Annotated in this window: 10 protein-coding genes; 3 read left to right on the top strand and 7 right to left on the bottom strand. The window is 44.8% G+C overall.

Translation table 11 applies throughout. The annotated features are described in order from the left end of the window. Window positions 1-171: 171 nt before the first annotated feature. Complete coding sequence (locus MHM99_RS13395) at window positions 172-843, bottom strand: 2OG-Fe(II) oxygenase (protein ID WP_014949263.1); 672 nt, start codon at window positions 841-843, stop codon at window positions 172-174. Between the two features lie 426 nt (window positions 844-1,269). On the opposite strand from MHM99_RS13395, the gene MHM99_RS13390 reads away from it, so the two are divergent. The 3 genes from MHM99_RS13390 to rluF all read left to right on the top strand — a co-directional run bounded on the left by MHM99_RS13390 (window position 1,270) and on the right by rluF (window position 4,731). Next, the gene (locus MHM99_RS13390; RefSeq protein ID WP_014949262.1) at window positions 1,270-2,826 is read left to right on the top strand and encodes a bifunctional GNAT family N-acetyltransferase/carbon-nitrogen hydrolase family protein; all 1,557 of its coding nucleotides are present in this window, start codon (window positions 1,270-1,272) and stop codon (window positions 2,824-2,826) included. Between the two features lie 191 nt (window positions 2,827-3,017). After that, complete coding sequence (locus tag MHM99_RS13385) at window positions 3,018-3,830, top strand: hypothetical protein (protein WP_239219698.1); 813 nt, start codon at window positions 3,018-3,020, stop codon at window positions 3,828-3,830. A 142-nt stretch (window positions 3,831-3,972) separates the two neighbouring features. Next, the gene (rluF, locus tag MHM99_RS13380) at window positions 3,973-4,731 is read left to right on the top strand and encodes a 23S rRNA pseudouridine(2604) synthase RluF (protein WP_014949260.1); all 759 of its coding nucleotides are present in this window, start codon (window positions 3,973-3,975) and stop codon (window positions 4,729-4,731) included. A 407-nt stretch (window positions 4,732-5,138) separates the two neighbouring features. On the opposite strand, the gene rpsO is transcribed toward rluF, so the two are convergent. From rpsO to rimP, 6 genes are all read right to left on the bottom strand, one after another. After that, window positions 5,139-5,408 (bottom strand): 30S ribosomal protein S15, encoded by a 270-nt coding sequence (gene rpsO, locus MHM99_RS13375; RefSeq protein WP_012518257.1) that lies wholly within the window; start codon window positions 5,406-5,408, stop codon window positions 5,139-5,141. Between the two features lie 120 nt (window positions 5,409-5,528). Next, window positions 5,529-6,503, bottom strand: coding sequence for a tRNA pseudouridine(55) synthase TruB (gene truB, locus MHM99_RS13370; protein ID WP_239219697.1), 975 nt, complete (start codon window positions 6,501-6,503; stop codon window positions 5,529-5,531). Further along, on the bottom strand, window positions 6,504-6,905 hold the full coding sequence (gene rbfA, locus MHM99_RS13365; protein WP_014949257.1) for a 30S ribosome-binding factor RbfA: 402 nt from the start codon (window positions 6,903-6,905) through the stop codon (window positions 6,504-6,506). It abuts the gene before it with no gap. Window positions 6,906-7,019: 114 nt separating this feature from the next. Then, window positions 7,020-9,626: a translation initiation factor IF-2 gene (infB, locus tag MHM99_RS13360; RefSeq protein ID WP_014949256.1), complete on the bottom strand. Its 2,607-nt coding sequence runs from the start codon at window positions 9,624-9,626 to the stop codon at window positions 7,020-7,022. A 24-nt stretch (window positions 9,627-9,650) separates the two neighbouring features. After that, window positions 9,651-11,147 (bottom strand): transcription termination factor NusA, encoded by a 1,497-nt coding sequence (gene nusA, locus MHM99_RS13355; RefSeq protein WP_014949255.1) that lies wholly within the window; start codon window positions 11,145-11,147, stop codon window positions 9,651-9,653. A gap of 45 nt (window positions 11,148-11,192) precedes the next feature. Continuing rightward, entirely contained in the window at window positions 11,193-11,651 is a 459-nt protein-coding gene (gene rimP, locus MHM99_RS13350) for a ribosome maturation factor RimP (RefSeq protein ID WP_014949254.1), read from the bottom strand. Window positions 11,652-11,860 lie beyond the last annotated feature (209 nt).

Raw genomic sequence — 11,860 nt, 5'->3', positions numbered from 1 at the left:
TAATAGAATACTTGCTATTGCGACGGCACAATGTTGCGCGAGCTGTGCGCGAGAGGAGCTGGCCCATAATTCAAACCAGTTTTGTAATAATAGCGCGCATACAGCCTAAACTTATTATACATAAGTCTTGGTTTTTAGATACACGTGCGTTTCACAACGTGATTAGTGCTTTTATCGAGGCGGATCAATCGCGTCGTTAACGCTTCCGTTAACCCTAAACCAACCTGCAACCGAGTGACGGCTGCGGGCAGCAGGTAATACTTCATGAGGGAATTGTTCGCTCAAAAAGACAACGAAAGTACCTTTCGTTGGCAGCACTCTTGTTCCAATTAGATCACTTTCATCAGCGTAGAGCACGAGTTCTCCCCCATCTTCTGAAGTCCAGTCGTCATTCAAATAGGCGACTAAAGACAACACGCGATTGCCCTGGCCTTTAAACGCATCTACATGGCGTTTGTAAAATTTACCCGGCTCATAGCAGGCAAAATGACTTTCAAAAGAAAAAAGCCCCATAAAGAGCGAACGATTTACATACTGCTGCATGGCTTCACACCATGAAAGCCACAAAGCGCCTTCGCTAGATGAACCTGTAATCCAGCAAATCTCGTCCCCTCTAACTTTTTCAGCTTTTTGATAATTCTCTGCGCGACCAATACCTGCCGCTTGATATTCAGCTTCAGAGATCGAACGCTGGCAGGCCAAAAGTGCTTGTGTAATGAAATCAGGTAAACCATGCTCTTGAATAGAAAAGCCTTTCGTGACTAAGTCATCGACGATATTTTCAAATATGGCTTCATCGAAAACGTGAAGAGGCTGATACGACGCAAGTTGTTCTCTATTCATCAGAGCATTTCTACCTTTGAGCGGTTAACTAATCGTGTAGTTAGGAGCGGGTTGTGTATGTTAAAAAACTAGCGAACTTATACGCGGGGTTGAATCCTATAGCAATTGCATCACCACGCATTTTCCGCGCTATTTTTTTATCGATAAAAGAAAAATTATTTGTCGTTAAGAAGTCGCACGCTTCTTGCTTATTTAATATCAATTTTAAAGTGAGCAAATGACGGTAAAGGTAAACTAAATCAATAAGTAAACCGAGGTGTATATTTTAAGAGGGTTGATTGAGAGACTTTTCTTCTGCCCTTGTTTCCGTTGCCATTACGTCTGCACATACGGATTGTAATTAACAGTTGAAAAACGCATGGCAAGGCGGTTTAGTAAAGATATATGCAATGTACGTACTAAAATTTTTAGCAAAAAGAGTAACCCATGAGTCAAGATCAAACACAAATAGAAGAAACGGAACATCATCTAGACTTAAGAAATTTGAGACTGGACGACTACAACGATGTTAAAGCGTTAATGGATGAGGTATACGCCAACGTTGGAGGCGCATGGCCTTACTCTAACTATAAAGCCCAAGTTACTACATTTCCCGATGGGCAAATATGTATTGAAGATAAAGGCAAAGTGGTCGCTTTCGCCATTTCAGTGATTGTAGACTATGACCAGTTTGGGGATAAACATAGCTACGATGAAATTACGGGTGATGCTTATTTGACCACACACGATCCTAACGGTGATGTGCTTTATGGTGTTGAAGTAATTGTTTCACCCGAGTATCGAGGTCTACGCCTTGGTCGTCGTCTCTACGAAGCGCGTAAAGAGCTCTGTCGTAATTTGAATCTAAAATCTATTATGGCGGGCGGTCGAATCCCGAACTATAAAAACCATGCGCATGAGTTGTCGCCTTATGAATACATTGAGCAAGTCAAGCTCAAAGACATCTACGACCCCATTTTAACTTTTCAACTTTCAAATGGATTTGAAGTCAAGCAAGTCATGTCGGCTTACCTTCCAGAGGATGAAGCCTCACAGGGTTATGCGACGCTACTTCAGTGGCACAATATTTATTATGAACCGGGCACGCCTTCCCTCATCGCCAGCAGGAAGACAAGCGCGCGAATCGGATGTATTCAATGGCAAATGCGTTACTTCAATAATGTAGAAGAGCTTTTACAACAAGTAGAGTATTTCGTTGATGCCTTGTCTGACTATTCTTGCGACGTTGCCCTGTTCCCTGAGTTTTTCAACGCGCCATTAATGGGCCTGAGCCCGTCAGATTCATCAATTGATGCAATTTGGCATTTAGCGACCTATACCGATGAGATTTTAACTGCCGTGTCTCATTTGGCCGTATCGTACAATATTACGATTATCGCAGGTTCGATGCCTGTGGTAGAAGAGGAAGAGCTCTATAATGTCAGCTACATTTGCAAACGCGACGGTACGATTGAAAGCCAGTATAAGCTTCATCCAACACCTCACGAAAAAGAAGATTGGATAATGAAAGGCGGAAACAGCCTTAAGACATTTGATACCGACTTCGGCAAAATAGGCGTTTTGATCTGCTATGACGTGGAGTTTCCAGAGCTTGCGCGTATTCTTGCCGATCAGGAAATGCAAATTTTGTTTGTCCCCTTCTGGACAGATACCAAAAACGGTTATTTGCGCGTGCGACGCTGTGCGCAGGCCCGCGCTATTGAAAACGAATGCTACGTGGCAATTGCAGGTAGCGTAGGTAACTTACCCAAAGTGGACAACGTAGATATTCAATACGGGCAAACCGCGGTTTTCTCGCCAAGTGATTTCGCGTTCCCACATGACGCAATTGTCTCTGAGACCACGCCAAACACAGAAATGACGCTCATTGTTGATTTGGATTTGGATAAACTCACTAAGCTTCAAAATGAAGGTTCTGTGCGGAATTATCTTGATAGAAGACGAGATTTGTATCGCGTTGAATGGATCGGCGATAAGCAGTAGCGCTACGCTTTAAGGAAATTCTCGGATTTTATGGCTTATGTATAATTGACATTGAGCATAAGCCGTAGAATTTCCTTTAATTTAGCGATAACATACTTTAGCGCGCAAATATAAATGTGCTGTCTTCTTATTGAGTTAAAGCATTTAAATGCGATGAAGTTAGCACTACATAACGAGATTATAAATTTACTATGGCAAATAATTCGAAAAACGATGAGTTTCCAACCATTAGATTGGATGAAGAAGACCGTCGTGATTACCAAACAAAACGTCAGGCGGCGCCAACAAAAGCAACGCCTCCACCGTCATCTTCCCCTTCCGCCAACCGTCAGCCCTCTGGTAGCGGAAACGGTAATGGAATCTGGGTTGTATTCGTTGCCGTCATCGCCTTGGCCGCCTGTGGTGGTTGCTATTACCTGTACACCCTGCTTGAGCATCAAAAAGCAGTTGCTGAGCAAGCGGAGCAGCGCATTTTGCAGTTAGAAAACAAGTTATCTGCTACAGGTGAAGAAATTGGTGAATCTACTGTTGCCCTGCAAGTTAAAGTTACTGAGCTAACCAACAAGACAAACGAGCTTTGGGAGCAAATGGATAAGTTGTGGGCGTCAGCTTGGCGTCGTAATCAAAAAGAGATTGCTGATCTTGGCGACCGCGTAGGTGACGTTCAAAACGCCTTGAATAAGAACATCAACTCAGTTTCAGAAAATGTAAAATCGCAAGCAGCGGCCATTAGCTCGGTTAAGAATCAACTTGCTTCGTTAGCTGATGAACTGCTCGCTGTTAATGTTCAACTTGAGCAAGCAGCAAGCGATAAACAAAGCGCTCAGCAAAGCGTACGCAATTTAACCGACAAATTGTCTGTGTTAGAGCAACGCAATACGACCTTATCTGGCCGCATTACCAGTTTGGAAAACGAAATTCGCGATATAGCAACCAAAGTAGTATCTAGCGGTGGTTCAACGGGTGGAAGTGGTTCGGCTCCTTCAGCTGCAGGTAACCAGTAAACCAGATTAAATCTGTTGCAATAGTATACAACCGAGAATAAAAACCACGGTTTAACGCATAAAAAAGAAAGGGGCGAATCGCCCCTTTCTTTTTGCCGTGATAATATTGCCCTCTTTTGAAATCTATAGGACCTAATGCGCAATGAGTGAGCAAGCGCCCAAACGTTTAAATAAATATATTAGCGACACTGGCCTGTGTTCTCGCCGTGAAGCGGATAAACTCATTGAGCAAAATCGCGTTACCGTTAATAACCAACCACCTGAACTGGGTACGAAAGTGGGGCCTGGTGACACTGTAAAGGTAGACGGTAAAGTTGTAGGCGCAGTAGCCTCAGACAAGTCAGATCGCGTATATATTGTCTACAACAAACCCATTGGTATCACCTGTACAACTGAGCGTCATGTCAAAGGCAACATTATTGACGCTATCGGTCACAAGGAACGTATTTTCCCCGTAGGAAGGTTAGACAAACCATCGGAAGGCTTAATCATTTTAACCAGCGATGGGGACATCGTGAACAAGATCCTGCGCGCTGAAAATGCTCATGACAAAGAATACGAAGTTACGGTTAACCAACCAATCAGTGAGCGCTTCGTCAACCGTATGTCTCGCGGAGTACCAATTTTAGGGACGGTGACGAAGCCTTGTGTGGTTAAACCCACGGGCAAAAATACATTTACCATTATTCTAACTCAGGGTCTTAATCGACAAATCCGCAGAATGTGTGAGTTTTTAGGGTACGAGGTCACCAAACTAAAACGAACCCGAATCATGCACCTTGAACTCGGCTCACTAAAACCTGGCCAGTGGCGTAACCTAACAAGCCGTGAACTAACTATTATGCAAAATGCAGTTCGCTCTTCTACAAAAACAGCGAGCAAAGTTGAGTTGCGTAAATAAATGAAACTACTACATTTAGTAGTAGTTTATTGATAAGACAATTTAAGACTTTGAAAAACGGACATTATCATTTTTTTTCGGTAAAGGATTTTCCCCTTAGTGCTGAAATATTGGCTAACTACGATGTATTTTTCGTGGTGGCTTCTGTTGTTATTGCAATATCTGCTTCCCTTATCTCTTTCGTTCTTTCTGCGAAGATGTCGCAAACAGAATTACAAAATGAGCGAGCATTATTGCAGATGAGCGGATGTTTGAAGATAAAAAGCAAAACATACCGTCGAACTAACGCGTAGTACAAACACAAAGTTAATTGGATGGCTTCATACATGTACTAGGGTGTATTGCACTTCGCTGTACATTTTTGCAAAAAAAAAGCGCCCATTGGGCGCTTTTCTTGAAACCTAGTCTTATCGACGTAGACCTAGACGCTTGATAAGGTCAAGGTAACGCTCTGCGTTCTTGCCTTTAAGGTAGTCTAGAAGCTTACGACGTTGGCTAACCATACGTAGAAGACCACGACGTGAGTGGTGATCTTTCTTGTGATCAGCAAAGTGACCTTGAAGCTTGTTGATGTTGTGAGTAAGCAAAGCAACTTGAACTTCTGGTGAACCAGTGTCGCCTTCTTTAACGCCGTACTCAGCAATGATTTTTGCGGTTTCTGCTTTAGTTAGTGACATATCATTCTCCTAATATTAATGCTTCGCCGATCACTAATTCAGCAAAGCGGAATGAGCGCCGTATTATAATGACGTTTACAGACTTAGCAAGCCATAAACCGTCTTTATTTACCGGCGCAGCTACGATGGATAAACAACTCGACGTTTTGGGTTAACAAACACTTCTTGTTTTGGGATACCTTGGTCTTTCGGGTCAAGAACCCCTTCCCCTACGCCTAAGAAAATACCACTGGTATCATCGCCGTGGTAAACGCGGTAAGACACGCCTTCACCCAGCGCTTCGCTACAAGTCCCTTTTACAGATTGGCCGTTATCAAAACGGTTTCTTTCAGCGTCGTTAATGGTCACAAAGGGCAAACGACTTACAGCGGTATCCATAGGAATCAATAAGTCATCCAGCGCTTTAAAGTCACCTTCTTCCAGTGATTCCTGAATTTCAATTAACTTATCCAGCGAGACCATTTTATCCGTAGGATAGTCTGCTACTTCCGTACGGCGTAAGCGAGTCACGTAGGCGCCACAGCCAAGGTTCTGACCTAAATCATCTACGATAGAGCGAATATAAGTGCCCTTGCTGCATTTAATGCGCATTTCTACAAACGGCAGTTCAATACGCAGTACATCTAATTCATACACTTCAATATCACGAGGTTCACGCTCAATCTCTATACCTTGACGTGCATAGTGATAAAGTGGCTTACCTTGATGTTTAAGCGCTGAAAACATGGACGGGATTTGTTTACTCTTACCTAGAAACGCCAAGCACGCATCACGTACTTGTTCTTCGCTTACATCAACAGGCTTTTCTTCAACCACTTCGCCATCGGCGTCAGACGTGGTGGTGCGAACACCCAGTTGAGCAGTTACCTCGTAGGTCTTTTCTGCATCCAGAAGAAACTGAGAAAACTTCGTAGCTTCACCCAAGCACAGCGGCAACATGCCACTGGCAAGTGGATCAAGTGCGCCTGTATGCCCGGCCTTCGCAGCTTTGTACAGCCAGCGCACTTTTTGAAGCAATTGGTTAGATGACCCACCAAGCGGTTTATCAAGCAATACTATGCCGTTAATCTCACGGCCTTTACGACGTCTTGCCATTTACTCCTGCTCTTGTGGATCGTCTTTATCGCGCTTTGACTCATCTTTTGCGATGGTCTGAGACACAAGATTAGAGATACGCATACCTTCAACAATCGATTTATCTTCAAAGAAGTGAAGATCAGGCACTGAGCGCATGCGAATACGTTTAGCTAGAATACTGCGAATAAACTTTTTGTATTCTGCCAGTTGTTTAATTTGCGCTTTACCTTCTTCTTCGGTGCTGTTGTAGATAGTCACAAAGATTTTTGCATGCGCTAGGTCACGCGACACATCTACGTCAGAAACCGTGATCAAGGGCATGTCGCCAACGCGGTGCTTGTATTCATTTTGCAGAATGCTCGCCACTTCTTTATGGACTTGCTGAGCGACTCTGTCGGTACGTGAAAATTCACGGGCCATTATACTCTCCTTTCCTTATTTAACGCAGGGCATGCGTGAAGCCTGTTTACTGTATACAGACAAAAACGGGAGCACTCGGCCCCCGTTTTTCACATGCCGAATTAACTAAGGCAATTAAATTTCGCGCTTAACCTCAACGATTTCGAAGACCTCGATTTGGTCGCCTACTTTCACGTCGTTGTAGTTCTTAACGCCGATACCACATTCCATACCGTTACGTACTTCTTGTACGTCATCTTTAAAGCGACGCAGTGACTCTAGTTCACCTTCGTAAATTACTACGTTGTCGCGAAGTACACGGATTGGGTTGCTACGCTTAACGTTACCTTCAGTAACCATACAGCCCGCAATTGCGCCCAGTTTCGGTGACTTAAATACGTCACGTACTTCTGCAAGACCAATGATTTCCTGCTTGAATTCTGGTGCAAGCATACCACTCATGGCCGCTTTCACTTCGTCAATTAGGTTATAGATAACGCTGTAGTAACGTAAATCAATTTCTTCAGCTTCTAGTACGCGACGCGCTGTTGCATCGGCACGAACGTTAAAGCCTAGTACGATAGCGCCTGATGCAGCCGCAAGGGTTGCGTCAGTCTCAGTGATACCACCTACACCACTACCTACAATGTTCACTTTTACTTCAGAAGTAGAAAGCTTAACAAGTGATTCAGAAATTGCTTCTACAGAACCCTGTACGTCAGCTTTAAGTACGATGTTAAGTTCGCTAACGTCACCTGATTCCATGTTCGCAAACATGTTTTCAAGTTTCGCTTTCTGCTGACGAGCAAGTTTAAGTTCACGTTTCTTCTGATGACGTTTCGCTGCTACTTCACGCGCTTTACGCTCGTCTTTAACAACGGCTGCGTCTTCACCCGCTACCGGAACACCAGACAGACCAAGTACTTCCACAGGCGTAGAAGGACCAGCAATCTTAATTTCATTACCGTTTTCGTCACGCATTGCACGAACACGGCCGTATTCTTCACCACAAAGTAGAATGTCACCAGCGCGTAATTGCCCTTCTTGAACCAATACAGATGCTACTGGACCACGGCCTTTATCAAGGCGAGATTCAATAACAATACCGCGACCTGGGCCTTCAGCTACTGCTTTAAGGTCTAGAACTTCAGCTTGTAGAACGATAGCTTCAAGCAGTTCGTCTACGCCCATACCTGTTTTCGCAGAAACGTTACAGAACTGGTGCTCACCACCCCACTCTTCTGAGATAACTTCTAGTTGAGATAGCTCAGTTTTAACGCGATCAGGGTCAGCTGTTTCTTTATCCATTTTGTTCACTGCAACAATAAGAGGTACGCCAGCAGCGCGAGCGTGCTGTACCGCTTCTTTCGTTTGAGGCATTACGCCGTCATCTGCAGCAACTACAAGAATAACGATATCCGTCGCCGTAGCACCACGAGCACGCATTGCGGTAAATGCGGCGTGTCCAGGTGTATCTAGGAACGTGATTTCGCCATTTTCTGTTTCTACTTTATATGCACCAATGTGCTGGGTAATACCACCGGCTTCACCGTCTGCAACTTTCGCGCGACGAATGTAGTCAAGCAATGACGTTTTACCGTGGTCAACGTGACCCATGATGGTTACAACAGGTGCACGTGTGGTTTTTTCACCGCCAGTGCCATCTGCCAATAACTCGTCTTCAAGTGCGTTGTCGTTAACAAGTTCGTACTTATGACCCATTTCTTCAATTACTAGTACCGCTGTATCTTGGTCTAGTACTTGGTTAATGGTTGCCATTTCGCCCATCTTCATCATCGTTTTGATAACTTCGTTAGACTTAATTGCAAGTTTACTTGCAAGTTCGCCAACTGTGATGGTTGCGCCAAGCTTAACTACACGCTCTACAGGTGCAGCTGGCTTGTTAAAGCCTTGCTTAAGATGCTCACCCGCATTTTTCTTCGACTTACGACGACGGCGCGATGAACGCTCAACCTGCATGTCTTCTTCGTCTTCAGCTTCTTGAGCATAACGGTTAGAGTGCAAGTGAACTTCTTCAGCTTCTTCTTTCTTACGACGCTCTTCTTCTTCCTTCCAGCGACGCTCGTTCTCTTCAGCAAGTTTGCGCGCTTCATCAGCCGCTTTCTTCGCGTCTTCTTCAAGCTTCTTCTGCGCTTCTTCTTCTTGCGCTTTGCGCAGACGTTCTTCTTCCTGACGAGCCGCTTCAGCTTCCGCTTTTTCAGCTTCAGTTAGCTCAGGTTCGTCGGCCTTACGTGCTTCAGCTTCTTTTTTCGCTTGTTCCGCACGACGAGCACGCTCTTCTTCAGCAGCTTTCTTAGCTTCTTCAGCTTTACGTGCTTTCTCTTCAGCGGCTTTTTTCGCTTCAGCTGCTGCTTTTTCTTCCGCTTCGCGCTTCAGACGTGCTTCTTCTTCAAGACGCTTCGCCTCTTCTTCCGCTTGACGCTGCTGTTCTTCAACATCGCTACGCTTAACGTAAGTGCGCTTTTTACGTACTTCTACTTTCACTTCTTTAGACTTACCAACACTTAGCGTGCTGGTTGTCTTACGCTTAAGTGTCATACGTGTCGGTTCAGCTGCGCTGCCGTGTTGCTTACTTAAATGATCCAATAGTTTTTGTTTCTCGTCTTCGTTTACCTGATCGCCGGCATTCTTAGTGATACCCGCGTCTTTAAACTGGCCAACCAATCGGTCAACGGTCGTACCAATGTCGCTGGCGAGCTTTTCAATAGATACATCTGCCATTACGTAATTTTCCCCCTGTTGACCTTACTCTTCTTCACTGAACCATACGATATTACGAGCCGCCATGATTAACGCACCGGCTTTCTCTTCGTCTAGTTCATCGATATCACTGATATCATCGGTACCTTGTTCTGCTAATTCTTCCAGGTCGGTAACACCGCGGCTGGCCAACACATAGGCCACGTGTTTACTCATACCTTCAAGATTTAATAAGGCTTCTGTAGGCTCTGCACCTTCAAGCGATTCTTCGTTCGCCAGTGCACGCGTGGTTAGGAAAGCGCGCGCTCTGTTGCGCAGCTCTTCAACCATTTCTTCATCTAACCCTTCAACCGCTAGAAGCTCACTTGCAGGCACATATGCCACTTCTTCTAACGTTGTAAAGCCTTCATCTACCAAGACAGACGCGAATTCTTCGTCAATGTCCAAACCAGCAGTAAATAGATCAAGTACCTTCGCGTTTTCTTCTTCGTGCTTCTTGTTGAGATCTTCAACCGTCATCACGTTAAGTTCCCAGCCTGTAAGCTGGCTAGCTAGGCGAACGTTTTGACCACTACGGCCAATCGCCTGTGCTAGGTTGTCTGCTTCAACCGCTACGTCCATGCTGTTGCTGTCTTCATCAACAACGATTGACGCCACTTCGGCGGGAGCCATAGCATTGATAACGAATTGCGCTGGGTTTTCGTCCCATAACACGATATCAACACGTTCACCGCCAAGTTCCCCTGATACGGCTTGTACACGTGAACCACGCATACCAACGCACGCACCAACCGGGTCTAAGCGTTTGTCATTAGTTTTAACCGCAATCTTTGCACGAGAACCTGGGTCACGCGCTGCAGATTTAATTTCTAGTGTCTCTTCCGCAATTTCTGGTACTTCCAGACGGAAAAGCTCAACTAGCATGTCTGGGTGCGTACGGCTAATAAATAGCTGTGCGCCACGTGCTTCTGGACGAATAACGTAAAGAAGGCCACGTACACGGTCGCCCGGACGGAAAGTTTCACGAGGAAGCATGTCATCGCGGTAGATAACACCTTCAGCGTTGTTACCTAAGTCGATGATGATGTTGTCGCGGTTTACTTTCTTAACCGTACCTGTAACCAGCTCACCTACTTTGTCTTCGTACTCAGCAATCATTTGCTGACGCTCAGCTTCACGTACTTTTTGTACAATCACTTGCTTTGCGGTCTGCGTAGTTATGCGGTCGAATTTAATAGATTCAATCTGTTCTTCCACATAATCGCCGAGTTGTATCTCTGGTTCGTCGATTTGTGCAGCAGAAATCGTAATTTCAGCAAATGGGTTTTCCTGTTCTTGATCATCAGGGATAACCAACCAGCGACGGAATGTATCAAAGTCACCAGACGTTCTGTCGATGCTTACACGAACTTCAATTTCGCCTTCGTTTTTCTTTTTTGTTGCACTAGCGATCGCAAACTCTAGCGCTTCAAAAATTTTCTCTCTAGGCACTTGTTTTTCATTTGAAACGGCTTCCGCCACTAACAAAATTTCTTTATTCATTTTCGCCTCTCTTTTGCTTTCGTCGATGAAAGCAGAGCTGTTCCGTTAATCGAACGTGGGAACAACGTTACCTTTTTCGATATTCGCCACAGCTAACTGGAACTGCTGGCCATCCACTTCAATACTTACGATGCCATTTTCGCACGCGAGTACTTTGCCTTTAAAATTACGTCTGTCATCCATTGGCATAGACAAACGAATTTGAACCACTTCACCCACAGACTCGATATAGTGCTTCTCTTTGAAAAGCGGTCTGTCCATACCCGGTGATGACACTTCCAAGTTGTATTCAGTGCTAATTGGATCTTCAACGTCCAAAATTGCGCTAACCTGATGACTTACATCTGCACAATCATCAACGGTAATACCGTTTTCATGATCAATAAAAACGCGAAGAATAGAATGCTTCCCCGCTCGTACAAACTCGATCCCAACCAACTCAAAACCCAGTGCTTCAACACCTGGCTCTAGCATTTCGGTTAGTTTCTCTTCAAGTTTTGCCAATGCAAACCTCCAAAAACGAAAAAAGGGCCTAAAGCCCACCTGTCATCACCCGGCTCAGCGAGGCTGACTCCAGGTTTTAATACAACAAAAAGCCCCGGACTAGCGGGGCTTTTATTAAAATTCTGAACCCATACCTGCCAACAAGGGCAGTTGCAAACCTATGGGTAAAACCACCGTTAGGTGATAGCTTGCTAATGATAAGTGCGTTA

It is taken from the genome of Alteromonas sp. MmMcT2-2 (assembly GCF_022348305.1).
GTDB lineage: Bacteria > Pseudomonadota > Gammaproteobacteria > Enterobacterales > Alteromonadaceae > Alteromonas > Alteromonas macleodii.
This window is presented reverse-complemented; position numbering and strand designations above follow the sequence as displayed.